Source organism: Microbacterium sp. C448, from assembly GCF_000582705.2.
GTDB lineage: Bacteria > Actinomycetota > Actinomycetes > Actinomycetales > Microbacteriaceae > Microbacterium > Microbacterium lacus_A.
The window spans coordinates 1-16,787 of the sequence record NZ_HG779658.1 but is presented as its reverse complement, the minus strand read 5'-3'; the positions used below and the strand labels follow the sequence as shown (position 1 = coordinate 16,787).

At 64.9% G+C, this 16,787-nt stretch carries 16 protein-coding genes and 1 pseudogene; 10 read left to right on the top strand and 7 right to left on the bottom strand.

The features are described from left to right. The 3 genes from MIC448_RS06815 to MIC448_RS06805 all read right to left on the bottom strand — a co-directional run. Positions 1-274, bottom strand: a 274-nt coding sequence (locus MIC448_RS06815) for a hypothetical protein (RefSeq protein ID WP_036297671.1), incomplete at its 3' end; no start/stop codon positions are given. Next, entirely contained in the window at positions 271-687 is a 417-nt protein-coding gene (locus tag MIC448_RS06810; RefSeq protein WP_081766227.1) for a multidrug efflux SMR transporter, read from the bottom strand. The genes MIC448_RS06815 and MIC448_RS06810, both read right to left, overlap by 4 nt. After that, positions 687-1,001 carry a multidrug efflux SMR transporter gene (locus tag MIC448_RS06805; RefSeq protein ID WP_036297669.1) on the bottom strand — a complete coding sequence of 105 codons (315 nt, stop codon included), beginning with the start codon at positions 999-1,001 and terminating at the stop codon, positions 687-689. Before MIC448_RS06805 ends, MIC448_RS06810 begins: the two co-directional genes overlap by 1 nt. Positions 1,002-1,078: 77 nt before the next feature. Between MIC448_RS06805 and MIC448_RS06800 the strand changes: the two genes are divergently transcribed. Continuing rightward, a complete protein-coding gene (locus tag MIC448_RS06800; RefSeq protein WP_036297667.1) occupies positions 1,079-1,648 on the top strand; it encodes a TetR/AcrR family transcriptional regulator in 570 nt (189 codons plus the stop codon). Between the two features lie 658 nt (positions 1,649-2,306). On the opposite strand, the gene MIC448_RS06795 is transcribed toward MIC448_RS06800, so the two are convergent. Together MIC448_RS06795 and MIC448_RS06790 are read right to left on the bottom strand one after the other, a co-directional pair. After that, positions 2,307-3,524 (bottom strand): HAMP domain-containing sensor histidine kinase, encoded by a 1,218-nt coding sequence (locus tag MIC448_RS06795; protein WP_051513282.1) that lies wholly within the window; start codon positions 3,522-3,524, stop codon positions 2,307-2,309. Continuing rightward, entirely contained in the window at positions 3,521-4,186 is a 666-nt protein-coding gene (locus MIC448_RS06790) for a response regulator transcription factor (protein ID WP_036297681.1), read from the bottom strand. The genes MIC448_RS06795 and MIC448_RS06790 overlap by 4 nt, the downstream gene beginning before the upstream one ends. 222 nt (positions 4,187-4,408) lie before the next feature. On the opposite strand from MIC448_RS06790, the gene MIC448_RS06785 reads away from it, so the two are divergent. Genes MIC448_RS06785 through MIC448_RS06770 form a run of 4 tightly spaced genes read left to right on the top strand, consistent with a single transcriptional unit; the run spans position 4,409 to position 7,950 of the window. Then, a complete protein-coding gene (locus MIC448_RS06785; protein WP_144238004.1) occupies positions 4,409-4,909 on the top strand; it encodes a hypothetical protein in 501 nt (166 codons plus the stop codon). Further along, complete coding sequence (locus MIC448_RS06780; RefSeq protein ID WP_158497525.1) at positions 4,902-6,056, top strand: peptidoglycan-binding protein; 1,155 nt, start codon at positions 4,902-4,904, stop codon at positions 6,054-6,056. The genes MIC448_RS06785 and MIC448_RS06780 overlap by 8 nt, the downstream gene beginning before the upstream one ends. Next, positions 6,053-6,769 carry an ABC transporter ATP-binding protein gene (locus tag MIC448_RS06775; protein ID WP_036297661.1) on the top strand — a complete coding sequence of 239 codons (717 nt, stop codon included), beginning with the start codon at positions 6,053-6,055 and terminating at the stop codon, positions 6,767-6,769. Before MIC448_RS06780 ends, MIC448_RS06775 begins: the two co-directional genes overlap by 4 nt. Beyond that, positions 6,766-7,950 carry an ABC transporter permease gene (locus MIC448_RS06770; RefSeq protein ID WP_036297659.1) on the top strand — a complete coding sequence of 395 codons (1,185 nt, stop codon included), beginning with the start codon at positions 6,766-6,768 and terminating at the stop codon, positions 7,948-7,950. Before MIC448_RS06775 ends, MIC448_RS06770 begins: the two co-directional genes overlap by 4 nt. A 299-nt stretch (positions 7,951-8,249) precedes the next feature. On the opposite strand, the gene MIC448_RS06765 is transcribed toward MIC448_RS06770, so the two are convergent. Beyond that, the gene (locus tag MIC448_RS06765) at positions 8,250-8,534 is read right to left on the bottom strand and encodes a hypothetical protein (RefSeq protein WP_051513277.1); all 285 of its coding nucleotides are present in this window, start codon (positions 8,532-8,534) and stop codon (positions 8,250-8,252) included. Positions 8,535-8,648: 114 nt separating this feature from the next. Then, positions 8,649-8,948 (bottom strand): annotated as a pseudogene (locus MIC448_RS06760) (hypothetical protein); the annotation flags it as partial. A gap of 371 nt (positions 8,949-9,319) precedes the next feature. On the opposite strand from MIC448_RS06760, the gene MIC448_RS06755 reads away from it, so the two are divergent. From MIC448_RS06755 to MIC448_RS06735, 5 genes are all read left to right on the top strand, one after another. Next, positions 9,320-10,198 carry a hypothetical protein gene (locus tag MIC448_RS06755; RefSeq protein WP_081766228.1) on the top strand — a complete coding sequence of 293 codons (879 nt, stop codon included), beginning with the start codon at positions 9,320-9,322 and terminating at the stop codon, positions 10,196-10,198. A 55-nt stretch (positions 10,199-10,253) separates the two neighbouring features. Beyond that, positions 10,254-13,793 carry a MobF family relaxase gene (gene mobF / locus MIC448_RS06750; RefSeq protein ID WP_036297675.1) on the top strand — a complete coding sequence of 1,180 codons (3,540 nt, stop codon included), beginning with the start codon at positions 10,254-10,256 and terminating at the stop codon, positions 13,791-13,793. 153 nt (positions 13,794-13,946) lie between these two features. Then, positions 13,947-14,288, top strand: a complete 342-nt coding sequence (locus MIC448_RS06745) for a hypothetical protein (protein WP_036297655.1) — start codon at positions 13,947-13,949, stop codon at positions 14,286-14,288. Positions 14,289-14,351: 63 nt separating this feature from the next. Next, positions 14,352-15,308 carry an AAA family ATPase gene (locus MIC448_RS06740; protein ID WP_019310997.1) on the top strand — a complete coding sequence of 319 codons (957 nt, stop codon included), beginning with the start codon at positions 14,352-14,354 and terminating at the stop codon, positions 15,306-15,308. Between the two features lie 179 nt (positions 15,309-15,487). After that, positions 15,488-16,787 (top strand): S8 family peptidase (locus MIC448_RS06735; protein WP_243419915.1); only part of this gene is annotated, 1,300 nt, incomplete at its 3' end.

The following is a 16,787-nucleotide window of genomic DNA, read 5'->3' as shown; positions in this document are numbered from 1 at the left end:
ATCCGTACACCACCTTGCCGGACGCCACCGCTTTGACCAACTCGTCGAGTTCATCGTCCAGGCGCTGAAACTGCCGTCGAATGAACACCCACTGCGCGACCGCCCACGGCGCTCCGACCGCAACAACGGCCACGTCGAGGTGCAACAGGCTGGGGTCGTCGCCGCTCAATCGGCCGGCCAGAACCATGATGAACCCGATGACATACAGGATCGCGGTCGCTCGCGCAGATTGGAGGGATCGACTCACGACCCACCACGGCCACTTTCTGTTCATCTCTCATCTTGTCTCTGTGGTGCGCGCACGACGCCGCCATCTGCTCCGGAGCCGCTCGGGTCTATTGGGATGCGACGCTCCTCGGGCCGCTCCGCGGGTGCCTTGATGAGCTTCAGGCCGACGACGGCACAGACGATCCCGACGAGGAAGAGAACCTTCAGAACCGAAACCAACTCTTCGCCGGTCAGCATCGCATAGGCGACGGTCAAAGCCGCGCCAGTGCCTGTCCAGACCGCGTAGGCCGTGCTGATGGGGATGTGCCTTGCTGCGTATCCCAGAGTGGCCATACTCAACGCGAGACCTCCGAGGAAAACGAGGGTCGGAATCAGCAGGGTGAATCCGTTGCTTTGTCCGAGTGCGGTCGCCCAGACGGCTTCAAAGATGGCGCTGATGAAAAGCACGAACCACGGCATCAGCTCACCGCCTTCAATCCCACGACGCACCCGATCAGCACGACAAGCAGGGTGATGCGTGACCAGGTCAGCCGTTCCTTCTTCCGCGCAGCGGCGATCACCACGGTCAGTACCGTGCCGATGCCAACCCAGACCGCATATGCCGTACCGGTCGGCAGGGTCGTCATAGCGAACGCCAGTCCCGCCATACTTGCCCCGAGAGCCACGACGAACACCACGGTCGCCTTCTTTTTCTTGAACCCGTCCGAAGCTCCCAGTGCCGTCGCCCAGACAGCCTCCAGGAAACCGGAGATGATCAACATCGTCCACGCCATGGTCGCCCTCCCGTTTTCGCTCGACTGTACGAGTATAGTTATAGCACGTTTCTGTACGAACGTGTGAAAATAGCGAGATGCCTCGTTACCTGGATGCCGCCGAACGCGACCGAACGGTCATCGCCGCCGCGTGGCGCGTAATTGCGCGCGATGGAGTGACCGCTATGACTGTTCGCAAGGTTGCGGCAGAGGCGGGCCTGCCCCCCAGTTCCCTGAGGTACACGTTCCCCACTCAGGCCGCGATGCGCGAGCGGGCGCTGGTGTCCGCGTCCGAACGGATCGTCGAGCGCGTGCATGCATTGCCAGCGGATATCTCCGGAGCGGAACGTGCTGAGGCCGCCCTGCTGGAGCTCCTGCCGCTTGATGAAGAGCGCCGGCTTGAAATGGAAGTCTTCTTGGCGTTGGGGATCGCGGCCTCGACTGATCAGGATCTCGAGCCTTACCGGATCGCCGCCATGGATACGCTTCGAGAAGTGTGCGCAACCGCCGTCGAACTCCTCACGACTCGACAAGACAGGTTGCTGGTAGATCATTTGCACGCCGTCGTAGACGGCCTCTCACTACATCTACTGATATCCAAAGCACCCGACACGAACTGGGCGCGTCAGGTGATCGCAACGCACCTAGCTCAACTCGCCGCCTCCTGACGTGCAGGGGTGACTCCGGCTACTCTGCGTGAATCGCTGCGGCGCGGGCGTGAATCGCCTGCTGTCGCACGTCAAGGTCCCGAAGGCGTCGCCACGCTTCAACGTCGTCTTCTCGAAGCGCAGCGAAGTCGCCCTCAGTCATCTCTTTGAGCTTCTCCAGTGTGAGGTCCTCGTATGCAATAGGCTCGCTGCGCCCATGGAGAAGCTGACGGACGAACCATATGGTGACGGCAACGAGAACTGAGAAAGTCGCCAGATGTGCAAAGAGCATGACCCTCCATTTTCGTACGATCGTACGAGTTCATCGTAGGAGCTATTCGTACAGTTGTGCAAGTACGCTCGGTAGCGACGCCACCCGCTACGGCTTGAGAAGAGCGTCCGCTGTCGTTCGTGCCGGGTGGCACGGTGTTGGAGCGGCGTATAGGAGGAGCCGCTCTCGGGTGCGACGCCTGGGGAGACCGGGTCATCGGACGACGTTCCTGTTCCGCGCAGTGGCGGTCAGCCAGATCGCTTGAGTATCCTCTCGGACGCCCGGGAGGGTCTCCTGATCTCGAAAAGTCTGGTTCTCAGGCGGCGGGGGCTCCATCGTTTGCGCCACATCGCGCATCGTCGTTCACCGAGCATCGTCAATGGCCCGGCTGGAGTCCTACCAGACAGGTCAGGGACGAGATGCTGGCGGCGTCCTGGTCGGGAAACTTACTGTGACTTGGAGCCCGCCGCCCTCTCTCGGATCGAGCTGCAGTTGAGCGGAATGTTGTCGCGCGATTGCGGCGACGATGGCGAGGCCGAGTCCGTGGCCATGATCGCTCCCGGCACGTCCTTGTATGCGGACGAACGGTTCGGTCATCTGGAGCGCCTGCTCGGGAGTGATGGTCAATCCGCTGTTGGCGATATGCAGGATTGCCCGACCCTGTTCTGTGCGGGTTCGTACTGTGATGAATCCTTCTTTGACGTTGTGCCGTATCGCGTTGCTGAGCAGGTTGTCAGCGAGCAGGCGTAGGAGAAGCGGGTCGCCGGCGATGGCACCCGGCTCGAGGTCGAGCGACGTGGTGACCCCGCGCTCAGCGGCGCGCTCGGCGAGCTCGTCGGCGCTCGCGCGCGTGATGAGCGCGATGTCGCAGTGCGTACGCGCCCTTCTCGGTGCGGATTCGATGTCTGCGAGGGCGAGGAGTGCGTCGACGGTCTCGAGACTGCGTTCGTTCATCTCGCGGAGACCTGCCAGGACCTCTCGCCGAGGTGTGCTGCCTGACGCGAGTGCGACGTCGATCACTGCTCGGGTCGTGGCAAGTGGTGTGCGCAACTCATGCGAGGCGTTGGCGGCAAAGCGTTGATGGCTGTGGAATGCGGTCTCGAGGCTGCTGAGCATGTCGTCGAATGTGGTGGCGAGTTCGGTGATCTCGTCGTGGGGGGTTCCCAGGCCGATGCGATGGTCTAGACGACCGTTGGCCGCATGCTTCGCGGCGACACTCACTTCATGCAGGGGCCGCAGCATGCGGCCGGCGATTTTCCAACCGATCGCTCCCCCGAGGAGTGCGATGACGAGAAGAAGGACCCCCCCGACCACGAGGAAGAGGCGCATCAGGTCGTCGCGGCTGGAGACGACCACTTGCATCGGTGCAGAGGACAGGTTGTCCGAGATCGCCGTCTCCGATGGGGACGGCGTGTCGGTGGGCGCCTCGGAGAAGCCGGGTATCGTCGGTGCCTGCGCGAACGTGTAGTCGGGGATCCAGACGATGACGATTGTCATCAGCGTGAGCAGCAGCGCCCCCGACACCGTGAGTAGAGCCGCGTAGGTCAGGGCGAGCCGCAACCGAAAGGTCAGACGCCGGGGCCGACCGACAGTGGCGATTGTGGGCAACATCGGTTTGCCGTTCATGGCGTGACCCTCATCGTGTAGCCGGCCCCGGCGATGGTCCGGATGGGCCAGGGGTCGCCGAGCTTGCGCCGAAGGGCGGAGATGGTGACCTTGACGGTGTTGGTGAACGGGTTCGCGTTCTCATCCCAAGCACGAGTCAGCAGCTGCTCGGCGCTGACGACGGCGTCGGGGTCGCGCATGAGCACCTCCAGCACGGCGAATTCCTTCCGGGTGAGGAGCACGAAGTGTCCGTCGCGGAGGACTTCATGGCGGGTCGGGTCCAGGCGGATGTCGCCGACCTCGAGTACGGCCGGGCGCGCAGCGAACGGGCGGCGGGCGAGGGCATGCAGGCGTGCGACGAGTTCGGGAAATTCGAACGGCTTCGTCAGATAGTCGTCTGCTCCGATCGCCAGCCCGTCCACTCTGGATTGCAGCGAGTGCGCGGCCGTGAGCATGATAACCGCGGGTCGGGGCGAGCGCTCCGCGATCCGTCGACACACCTCGTCGCCGTGCACGACCGGGATGTCCCGGTCCAGTATGACGACGTCGTATGCGGTGAGGTCGATCGCGATGAGGGCGGACTCGCCGTCGCCTGTGACATCGGCTGCAATCGACTGCAGTTCGAGGCCCGCACGGATCGCCTCAGCCAGCAAAGGCTCGTCCTCAACGATCAGTGCTCGCACCTGGTCCTTGCCCTTCTCATCCGTTCGCGCCAACTCCGGTCGCTCCCTATCCCACTTCATGACCGGTAAGGGAAACGTAAAGCGTCTGGCTTACGGCAGCGTAACCGCGTGTGCGATGTCCTGTCTGTGCGCCCTCCTGGCGCTCCGAACGAAAGGAACACTATGACAATCACACGATCACGGACCGGCCGGTTTGCTGCGTCTTTGGTGGGAGTCGCCCTGATGTCGGCGGCCCTGCTCACTGCGTGCGCCTCGACCGGCGGCTCGGAGGAACCGTCCGGCGGGTCGACATCACTCGGCGGCGGAGGCGGCGTGAGCAACTCCACCTTCGAGCAGGATCTCGCCGCCTGGACCGAGAAGTTCGACTCCTGCTTGCGCGACGAAGGCATCGACGTGCCGAAGCGCACGTCCGGCGAGATGCTGGACTTGGACTCGCTCGGCGTCGACGAGGCGACGTACAAAGCAGCGTCCGCAACCTGCTCAAAGAAGGTCGGTCCGGTGCCGGTCGACCCGAGCGCCCCGAGCGCCGACGAGGACTACCAGATGCAGCTCACCTTTGCCAAGTGCATGAGGGACGCCGGCTACGAGTGGGACGACCCAGCACCGCCGTCCGAGGCCGGATCGGCTGGAGTGAAGCCGATCGATCCGGGCAAGTTCGACCAGAAGGACATGGACGCCTGTGCCGTCAAGGCAGGGTTGGATGCGGGGTCGGGCAATGGCTGATCGCGATACCCGTGACTCCCGAGACGTATTGGCTGAGAGCGAGCAAGCGGGTACGGAGGGGGACACCGAGCGGCGTGCTCATCCGCGACGTCGTTTGGCGATCGGCATCGTCGCGGTCGCGGTGCTGGCTGTGCTCGGGGGCGGGGCGGCCGTGGTCGTTCCTGCCCTTGCGCAGCCGCCCGCCGAGGAGAGCGCCCCGCGCGTGCACACGGCGACCGGTGTGGTGAGCCGCGGTGATATCGCTGAGCAGGTGCGCACCGGAGGCAAGCTTGGGTACGGAAACAGTCGTGCGCTCGGATCGGCGCTACCGGGGACGGTGACGTCGGTCCCCGCCGTCGGCACCGTGATCGGTCGGGGGGAGGAGCTGTTCCGGATTGACGATCAGCCTGTGGTGCTCCTGTTCGGTGCTCTCCCCGCGTGGCGCGGATTCGAGGCCGGAATGAGCAATGGGCGTGATGTGCGCCAGCTCGAGGAGAACCTACGCGACCTCGGCTTCTTCCAGCGAGAACCGGACGAGGAGTTCACCTGGTGGACAGCCGAGGCCATCCGCAACTGGCAGAAGGCCCGAGGACTGCCACGCACCGGAGAGCTGCCTCTGGGGAGTTTCATGTTCGGACCTGCCGCTGTGCGGGTGAAATCTGTCGATACCGGGCCGGGGTCGCCGAGCGGCGGAGCCGTGCTGACCGTCACGGACACAGGCAAGCAGATCACGATCGACCTCGATGCGGATCTGGCGTCGGTTGCAGCGAAAGACACCAAGGTGCAGGCGTCGCTTCCGGACGGCACGATCATCGACGCGACCGTCACCAGCGTCGGCGCCCCGAGCGAGAAGGAGGGCGAGGACGGAAAGAAGACCATGAAGGTGCCGCTGGTGCTCACCCCCGACGATCCCGCAGCCGGCGGTGACGTCATCGACGTGACGGTGTCTGCGAGCTTCACGCGGATTCTCGCGACGGGCGTGCTCCGGGTCCCGGTCCTTGCTCTACTCGCCGGACCCGACGGCACCACTCAGGTCGAGGTCGTCGATGGCAAGAAGTCCCGACTGGTGACCATAACCACCGGGACATTCGGCGACGGTCTCGTCGAGGTCGTCAAGGTCGTCGACGGCAAGCTGGACGAAGGCGACGAAGTGGTGGTGGCGCAGTGACCTCCGTCCTCGAACTCCACGATGTCACCCGCTCGTACGGGTCTCCGCCGACGCAGGCGCTCCGAGGCGTCGATCTGCGTGTCGACGACGGCGAGTTCGTGGCCATCGTCGGCCCTTCAGGGTCGGGCAAATCCACGCTACTGAACCTCATCGGCACACTAGACCGCGCCACCACCGGGGAGGTGCTCATCACAGGGGAGCGGGTGGATGACCTCTCCGACGCCCGACTCAGCGCCCTGCGGGCGCACACCATCGGATTCGTATTCCAGCAGTTCCATCTCAGCGACGGTCAGAGCACCGTCGACAACGTCGGCTCCGGACTGCTCTACACGGGGATGAGCCGCGGGCTGCGTCGGGAACGGGCGAGGGAAGCCCTCATCTCGGTCGGTCTCGGGCACCGCCTGGATCACAAGCCCAAGCAGCTCTCCGGAGGCGAGCGTCAGCGTGTTGCGATCGCCAGGGCCATCGTCCGCCGCCCCGCGCTCCTCCTCGCGGACGAGCCCACAGGAAGCCTCGACTCCGCATCAGGGGAGACGGTCGTGCAGCTGCTGCGCGAGCTCAACGAGAACGGGACCACGATCGTGCTGATCACGCACGACCGCGACCTCGCCGAACGCCTCCCGAGGCGCGTCGCGATCCGTGACGGGCTCATCGTGTCGGACTCGGGCGATCCCGCGATCGCTCGGCAGACGGAGTCGGGGGTCGCCGCATGAGCGTTCCTCGATCTCGCTTGCGGGCGTCAGACCTCACAGGCCTGGCGTTCCATGGGGTACGCGCCCACCCCATGCGCGCCGTCCTATCCGGCCTGGGAATTGCCATCGGCATCGCCGCGATGATCGCCGTGATCGGCATCTCCACGTCAAGCCAAGCGCTCGTGCAGCAGAAGCTCGCCGAGATCGGCACCAACATGCTCACCATCACCGCGGGCAAGGACTACCTCGGCCACGAGACGAAGCTCAGTCCGGACGCCCTCGCCCGGATTCGTCATCTCGATGGCGTCGAAGAGGCCTCCTGGACGAGCGACATAGACACGCACGTCTACCGCAACCCGTACGTCGCGGCGGGTGCGACAGGGGGACTTGTGGTGCGGGCCGCCGAGGAACGGCTGCCGGATGCCGTGGGCGCGACCCTGGCGCACGGCTCCTGGTTCACGATCGCGACCCGAGGACTCGACACGGTCGTGCTCGGCAGCACGACAGCGGAAAAGCTCGGTATCACCGAGGTCGGGATGCAAGTCTGGCTGGGCGAGCGTCTGTTCACCGTCGTCGGCATCCTCGACCCTGTGCTGCTGGCACCGGAGCTGAACACCTCGGCGATTGTGTCACCGGAACGGGCCACCGCGGTTCTCGGATTCGACGGCATCCCCACCACCATCTACGAGAGATCCGAAGACGCCGACGTGCTGCGCATCCGCGACCGTCTCCCGCAGACGGTCAACCCCGAATCGCCCGGCGACGTCAAAGTCTCCCGACCCTCCGACGCGCTCGCAGCGAAGAACACCGTCGATCAGGTCTTCACCGGGCTGCTGGTCGGTGTCGGCTCGATCGCGCTACTGGTCGGCGGGATCGGGGTTGCGAACACCATGGTGATCACGGTTCTCGAACGGCGGAAGGAGATCGGCTTGCGCCGCTCTCTCGGTGCGACACGTGGGCACATTCGCGCGCAGTTCCTCGCAGAAGCCATCCTGCTCGCGTTCCTCGGCGGGGTCGCCGGAGCACTGATCGGAGTCGCAGCCACCGCGATGGTTGCCGTGGCCAACGGGTGGCCGCTCGCGGTGCCGTTACTGATCCCGGTCGGCGGCCTCATAGCGACGATCGCTGTCGGTGCGATCGCCGGGGTCCTGCCCGCCATACGCGCGTCGCATACCCCGCCGACGGCTGCGCTGAGTGCGTGACGCACGGCGCCGCGTCGATGTCCAGAACCGCGCACCGGCCGGTCTCATCGACGCGGCGTCGGGGGTGCAGCGAACTGCGGACGAGGAGGCTCCATCATGGCGACGATTGAGGGAACGGCGGCTGCAAGCCGCAAGTCGTCTCGCTGTTCCCGGACTGTGCTGGCCGACGCCCAGCGACGACTGGCCGTTTTTCAGCCCCGCCTCGAACGCGTTTGAATGCGGCGATCCACTCGTCGAGTCGCCGCAACGGGAAGAGGTTTTTGCACGCGGCCACCCTCCAACGGGTTTGAGAACAGACCCTAACCGAAGGTTGCGGATGGCTCGCCGAAGATGGCTCCGTCGGGATGCACGCCCAGTCCACGCCCGTGAGGTACGGCGATGTGGCTGCCCTCGATGCGCACACCCCCGTCGGGGTCGTAGCTACCATCGAGGTAGGGTTGCGCGATCCAGGCGCCTTCGTTGATGCGAGGCTGCACGGTTGACGCGAGGTGCGCGCAGGCCGCTGCAATGATCTCGCCACTGCATTCGTCATCGCCGGTGTGGGGCATCGACGTGATCTCGCAGATGTCTCTGATGAGCGCCATCTCGTGGAGCCCGCCGACGCGGGTGAGCCATGTGCGCCCAGAGGCCGGAACGGGTGCCCGGGCGAGACCGGCTCTCTTTCTGACGGTTGACCCGTCCTGGCAGGGGAACCCGCCACAGAGGATGTCTATCGGGGGCACGATAGCCCAGTCGATGGTGGTGATGTCGCCGATGTTCGGGCGTCGGGCCAGTGGTGGGAGAAGACGCGGGCGACGGGCTCGTTGATCTCGGAGAACCAGACGGGTCGGGCGTTGAAGACCTATTCGACGGCGAGGTCCAGTCCGCCGTAGCCAGAGAACAGCGAACCAACACGTAGTGGTCCGGCACGGAAAATGGAATCTTGGCTGAGCACGTGCACCCTTCGGGACGGTGAATCCCGAAGTTGAGTCGAACGACGATTGCTTCGAATTGGTCATCTGCCAGGGGCACAGCATCGCCCATAGAGCCCTGTTCGAGATCCCGACCCACCAAACCGCCGGACTGCTCGACAGTGACTTCCTGCGGGCTCGAATCGACCCCTTCACGAGATGCCACGCCTCTTGCAGGTCGAGGAGTGGCACCCGTGCCGGAGAATGGGTGCATGCCTGAATCTTGTGCTTTCTGCGGGGCGGTGGGGCCCCTGACCCGCGAGCACGTTTTCGGTCAGTGGGTGAGCAGGACTGGCTTGGATCTCGCTCCGATGCGTCATCACGCGGGCCCGTTGAATGCTCTGCCGCGCGACATGGGGGAGCAGCCCCCATTCCGGCAAACGGTGAAGAGCTTCTGCGGCTCGTGTAACAACGGGTGGATGAGCAACCTCGAAACAGTCGCGCAGCGAGTGCTGACCCCGTTGATCCTCGACGAGCCCGGGACGATCGCGCCGGAAGACCAGGCGGCGATCGCAACGTGGGTGCAGAAGACCGCGCTGACTGCGATGCTCCTCTCTAGCAAGGAGCAGCGGGAAAACGGCTACGGGCTCGCCCCGTCGGAGTACAGGGCACTCTACGAGCGCCGCGAGCTGGTGCAACCGCTGGATTTCAGCCAGTTTTGGGTCGGCCGATTCGAGGGAGTCAAGGGATTCTCGGCTGTACGCGTCACTCCGCTGACGGTTCGCATCCCAGACTTTCCCGAGCCGCCGCTGCCCCAGGGCTACGCGATGACGATCGTCCTCGGAGCACTCCTCCTGCACGGCGTGCGGTTCACCACTCCAGGCCTTCAGGCAGACACGAAGACGGAGATGGGGATGCCACAGTTGTGGCCGTCGGAAACGTCGGTGATGTGGCCAGCGGGGCAGGCATGCACGGAGACGTCTCTGCTCGCTCTCGCGGATGGGGGGACGTTGCGCGCAACGGGTGGGGAGGTGCGGCTGCAACCCTGGTCTCACGCAGCTCACCTCCCGCAGAGCGCCTTCGAGAATGGTGCAATCAAAGTCCCGGCGCTGTGCCGCAAGCACGACATCTACTACCCCGCGGCGCTATTGCAAGAAGCGCACCAGGGGCGGTTCTACGCATTCATGACTTCGTGCGAGTGCAGCGCCTATCTGATTCATACGGACTCTGACCGTGTCCGCTTCCGAGCCGCGGGCGAACCAGAAGGCATCGCGGCCATGTACGCGGACCTGGTTGGCGACGAGTTCCTCATCGAGGACCAGATCGGGGAGTTCGCCTGCAAGAGGCTGCCCGCCTGACGCGACCGGCAGCGCCAAGCGCGGGCAGGCACACCTGCTGCGTGTGACGGTCTCGATGCGAGTGATGTCCGCCGGTGACGGCTACAAGTACCTCCTGCGTACGGTAGCCGCCGCAGACGGCGACAGGTCGTTCTCGACGCCCTTGACTCGCTACTACGCCGAGGCGGGAACCCCGCCGGGCCAATGGCTCGGGTCGGGCGTCGCATCCCTCGGGGGCGGCCAGCTCGCGGTGGGTGATCGAGTGTCCGAGGCGCAGCTCCAGCTCCTCATGGGGATGGGCCGTGACCCGATCACCGGAGATCCCCTCGGGCTAGCGTTCCCGGCCTACAAATCCACCTCAGAGCGGATCGAGGCGCGGATCGCAGTCCTCGCCCCAACAACGTTTCCCGGTGCAATGGGAGACGCGGTCGCGCAAATCCAGGCCGAGGAGTCCGAGCGCGGGACGCGACGGGCGGTGGCCGGGTTCGACTTCACCTTCTCGATTCCGAAATCTGCATCCGCGTTGTGGGCGGTCGCGGATGCAGGGACGCAAGCGTTGATAGGGGAGGCGCACCACGGGGCAGTTGCGGAGGTAGTTGCATTCATGGAACGCGAGGTTGCAGCCACTCGCACCGGCGCAACCGCCGGCGACGGAGCCGTTGCGCAAGTCGATGTCACAGGCCTGGTCGCGACGGCCTTCGACCACTTCGACTCCCGTGCCGGTGACCCCCACCTGCACACTCACGTTGTCATCTCCAACAAGGTCCAGACCGCTCTCGACGGGAAGTGGCGGAGCCTCGATGGACGGCCGCTGCACGCCGCCGTCGTCGCGCTATCCGAATTGCACGAGGCAGTGTTCGCCGACCACATTGCCCGCACCTTCGGCGTCGAGTGGGAAGCGCGTGACAGGGGCCGTGACCGCAATCCCGCATGGGCGATCAGCGGCGTGCCGGAAGAGTTGGTGGCCGAGTTCTCGACCCGCGCCCGGCACATTGATACCGAGACCGACCGCCTCATTGCCGACTACGTGAGCAAACACGGTCGCCGGCCACCCCCGGCGACGATCCTGAAGCTGCGCGCCCAAGCAACCCTCTCTACACGGCCCGACAAGGAGGTCCGGCCGCTGGCTGACCTCACCACCGAATGGCGATCGCGCGCCACCGACGTTCTCGGTCAGGACGCCACTACCTGGGCGCGCAACCTCACAAACAACAACAGCCCGCTCCTGCTGCGCGCCGACGACGTGCCGTTGGAGACCGTCGAAGAACTCGGTACCGCGGTGGTAGAAATTGTCGGCGAGAAGCGGTCGACCTGGCGGCGATGGAATCTGATGGCTGAGGCCTCGCGTCAGACGATGCGTTGGCGCTTCGCGTCCATGCAGGATCGAGAGGCGATCGTCGGGATGATTGCTGACGCTGCCGAACAGGCGTCGCTGCGGCTGACCCCACCGGACCTTGCCACCAGTCCGGCGGCATTCCGTCGTGTCGACGGAACCAGCGTGTTCCGGCCCAAGCACTCGACTGTGTTCTCCTCCGAGCTGTTGCTGGCCGCCGAAGACCGACTGGTCGACCGCTCTCGCACGCTGACGGCACCCGCTGTCTCGGTGGGCTCGGTCGAGAAGATCACCTCTCGCCCCGACGCCGAGGGCCGGATGCTAAGTGAGGACCAGGCCGACGCGCTCATGAAGATTGCCGTCTCTGGCCTGGTGCTCGACGTACTGGTCGGCCCCGCCGGCGCGGGCAAGACGACCGCCATGAATGCCCTGCGCCGCGCGTGGGAAGCCGAACACGGCAGAGGGTCCGTCGTCGGACTCGCGCCTTCCGCTGTGGCCGCGCAAGTGCTGGCAGACGATCTCGGCATTCAGGCCGAGAATACGGCGAAATGGTGGCAGAACCACCTCGTGCACGGAACCTCGTTTGATGCAGGTCAGCTCGTCATCATCGACGAGGCGTCGCTGGCCGGCACCTTATCCTTAGATCGGATCACGCACCTGGCCGAGCGGGCAGGAGCGAAGGTGTTGCTGGTCGGCGATTTCGCCCAGCTCCAGTCCGTAGACGCAGGCGGCGCGTTCAATCTCTTGGTGGCCGGCCGGGACGATGCGCCGGAGCTGGTTGACGTCCACCGCTTCACGAACGCGTGGGAGAAGACCGCATCACTCGCGTTACGTCACGGACGCACGGCAGTGATTGGCACCTACCTCGATCATGACCGCATCCGAAGCGGTGAGGCCGACCTGATGACCGATGCCGCCTACTCGGCATGGCGAGCTGACAGAGATTTAGGACTGGCATCGGTGCTGGTCGCGGAGACCCGCGACCAGGCGACCGCGCTCAACACCCGCGCCCGCGCAGACCACATTGTCGACGGCACCTTGACGCCAGGCCCAGAAGTCGAACTCGCTGACGGAACGATGGCCGGCGCGGGGGACACGATCATCACCCGCCGCAACGACCGTCGACTCCGCAACGGTAAGGACTGGGTCCGCAACGGCGACACCTGGGCCATCAAGGACGTCCGCGACGACGGCTCGGTCACCATCCGGCGAACTGGACGCCGCTTCGGCGCGGCGATCGTGCTCCCGGCTGCTTACGTTGCCGAGCACGTTGACCTCGGCTACGCAGTCACGGCCCATCGCGCACAGGGCATCACCACCGACACCGCGCACGTCCTGGTGGAGCGGACCACGACGAGGGAGAACTTCTACGTCTCGATGACCCGCGGCAAGCGTTCCAACCACGCCTATGTGGTCCTCGACCGAGCCGACGAGGGCCACGCCGCCCCGCACCCGGGCGACAACCCCGACGCCACAGCACGTTCCGTGCTTTACGGCGTCCTGCAACACGTCGGCGCCGAGCTGTCCGCGAACGAGACGATCACCAACGAACAGGAACAGTGGGGCTCGGTCGCCCAGCTCGCCGCGGAGTACGAGACCATCGCGGCGGCCGCTCAACGCGACCGCTGGGCCACTCTCATCCACGACTCCGGTCTCACCGAAGAACAGGCAAGCGCTGCCATCGACTCCGATGCGTTCGGGGCTCTGACTGCCGAGCTACGCCGGGCCGAGGCAAACCATCACGACCTCGATCGATTGCTCCCGCGTCTCGTGGCCGCGCGCGGATTCGGCGACGCCGACGACATCGCCTCGGTCCTCCACCACCGGGTGGCGCGGGCAACCGCACGGCCGGCACGCTCCGGCCGCGCACGCGAGGCACCGCGGCTGATCGCAGGACTTGTCCCGGCTGCGAGCGGTCCCATGGCCGACGACATGCGCCAAGCACTCGACGAACGACGCGACCTGATCGAAAAGCGCGCCGATGCCGTGCTCGACGCTGCACTCAACGAAGGGGCCACGTGGACGAAAGCTCTTGGGCCATCACCTCGCCAGCGGGCGAAGCGACAAACCTGGCTCCGACGTGCCCGCACGGTGGCCGCCTACCGAGACCGATACGGCATCACCGACGACACTCCTCTCGGCCCCACCCCGGTGGCGACCGCGCAGAAGATCGATGCCGCCCGCGCGAAGATGGCGCTCGACGCGGCGCGTAGCCTCACAGCCGACCCGGAAGAGGCGCCGGGGCGGACAAGTGGACGCGAGCCACTGGGCCGTTCGTTCTGATCGCTGACCCTTCCCGGTGTCGCCGCGAAGTCGTATTGTGGATGTCGAGGTGGCCTCTATATTGGCGCTGTCGCCCGTCGCGACAGTATGACCTTCCCGGCAGCGGGCGGTCCTTTCAGGTTCTTGTCGCCGAACCCCTGGAGAGGACTGTCCATGTTCCGCCTCATTTGGGCTGTCAGCGTACGCACCCGGTACTTCCTGCGCCGCTACATGCCCACCAACATGCTGCTCGACGCCATCCGTACCCGACGTGGACTGCGCTGGGGAGTCCCAGCGATGGTGCTGGCGATCCCATACCTGTATGCCGCGAGCATCTGCGCGCAGCTCGCCGAGGACGGCGGCCCCGGTTGGCTACACCTCTTGGTGATGCTGTTCGTCTGGAACGCACTGAAGTTCGCCTTCATCGGGCCCATCAGCCTCGTCCTGTTGATTCGTGTCTGCCTCAGGGAGGTCTCATGCTCACGTCGTGCCGTGGATGTCGGCGCGGCTCAGTAGCCTCATGATCGCCACCGGTAGGATTGGTGAAGGATGTCAGCACTCAACTGAGGGAGGCGAGAGATGGCGCGCGCCGACCTGCTTCTCGACCTCGTTGAGGCCGAGCGTCACGGGGACCGTGATCGGTTCCGCACCCTCGTAGAAGCGGTGATCGCCGAAGAGCGTGCCAACCAGCACCACCTCGTGGCGGACCGTCTCTCTGAACTGATCACCACGACCGGGCAAGGGCTTGTCCGCGACGATCGCGCCACCGCGATTCGAGACCTGGTTCACGAAGTCGTCCCCAGCCGCCGCCTCGATGACCTTGAACTCGCACCCGTTCCACGGCGGGTCGTTACAGAATTGATTGAGGAGCAGAAGCGCGCTGAGCTGCTCCGTAGTTACGGGATCGAACCTCGCAACCGGCTCCTACTGTCTGGCCCCCCGGGCAACGGTAAGACCAGTGTCGCGGAGGCTATCGCTTCCGAACTGATGCTTCCCTTCTACGTGATTCGTTACGAAGGCGTCATGTCTAGCTTCCTCGGCGAGACGGCCGCCAGGCTCGACAACGCCTTCGAGTTCGCGCGCACGCGACGATGCGTACTGTTCTTCGACGAACTCGACACCATCGCGAAGGAGCGGTCAGATCAGCACGAGACGGGCGAGATCAAGCGCGTCGTGTCCACCTTGCTGCTCCAGATCGACAGGCTCCCTGCGCACGTTCTCTTCGTCGGCGCGACCAACCACAGCGAACTACTCGACCGCGCCGCATGGAGGCGCTTCCAGATTCGGGCCGAACTCGAACCCCCGAGCCGCTCCGAAGCAACGCGATTCCTCGAAAGGCTCGCCGCACGGCTTGGCGGTGACCTCGGATTCGCTCCACGCACATTGGCAGACAAACTCGCAGGAGCCAGCTACTCCGAACTGGAAGAGTTTGCTCTCGACGTGCGGCGCCGAGCGGTGCTGGAATTGCCGGACAGCAACCTACGGCGGATTGTGCAAGAACGTCTTGAGCACAGGCGCGGTCAGGCCACTGCGTGACCGCGGAGCGCCGACCGCTCCTGGCATTCGGTCCGCCAGTCGTCGTCGAACGGCCCACGCAGACTTCGCGAGACATGCCGCGCCTATCCAAGCCCAGTGCGGGCAGGCAAGGAGAGCGGTTAGCGCCTCAATTCGGTGACCTGACCGCAGCTTTCGACGCCGAGCGGGTGCGTCTCTCCATGGAGACCCCCGACGAAGTCGATCCGGCGCTGGTGGTTGTTTTCGATCTCGCAGGCAGCATCAAGGACTTCCGCAACGCGATCGACAAGATCGACGGTCTTGAGTTCCTGTCCGAGTTGTTGGGGGACCGATCCGATCCAGACGACGACTTCTACATGGCCGAACGGGAAGCCGGCCGCACGGACAAACCCGTCTCGCACTCCCTCTACCTCGTGATGTCGAACGCCAAGGCGATCGAAGAACTTCTGAGATTGTTCACCCTGTGGCAGGAAAATCCATCGGCCTCATTCGTGCACGGCCTTGGCAAGTTCAAGTCGGCTTTCCAACAGTTGACCGCGATACGACGATGGGGGCCAGAGGACCGCATCCGTGAGACAGGGCTTCGCGAGCAGTGGCAGGAAACTCTCGACCTCGTCGGACAGTCTGTCAGCACGGTCATGGTCGAAATCGAACTTTGGTACCGGCGCGACGCGGTGCAGCGCGTCAGCGCCCAGACCCACGTTGAACAAACCATCACTGCCAGCGGTGGACGAGTCATCGACCAATCGCAGATCGGCGACATCGGCTATCACGCAGTGCTCGCGGAACTGCCTATCCAACAAGTTCATTCCGTACTCAACAATGGCGCGGAATCCATCCGGCTGCTCACAACCGACGAGGTCATGTTCGTCAGCCCGTTCACGCCCATGAGTGTCGCGCCACCTACCCTCGAACCCGTCGCCGAAGTTCGACTCCCACCCGGAGATCGAGTGGATGGCCTGCCACGCATCGCACTCTTTGACGGGCTTCCGTTTCCGAACCACGACGCCCTCGCAGGCAGACTGGTGGTCGATGACCCTGACGGTGTTGCTGAAAGCTACCCGTTGTCATCACGCAACCACGGCACTGCGATGGCGTCGCTCATCGTGCAAGGCGACCTCTCGATCGGCGGCGAACCGCTGGACCGCCCCTTGTACGTGCGACCCATCATGCGGCCCCACGAGTTTGCCGCAGGGTACGAGCAGATCCTCCCCAACAGACTCCTCACCGACCTCCTACACCAGGCCGTCAAGCGCATTGTCGAGGGCGAAGGGGGAAGGGCAGCAGTCGCACCTAGCGTCCGAATCGTCAACCTCTCCATTGGTGCCCAAGCGAGAGCCCTCGTGAGGAGGATGAGCCCGGTCGGACGTCTGCTCGACTGGCTCGCCCACTCCTACAACCTGCTTTTCATCGTCAGCGCAGGCAACCACAGCGACCCGATTATCATCCCCGCCGCCACCCTTACGGATTCTGTCCCGCGTCAAGTAGTTGGCAGGGATT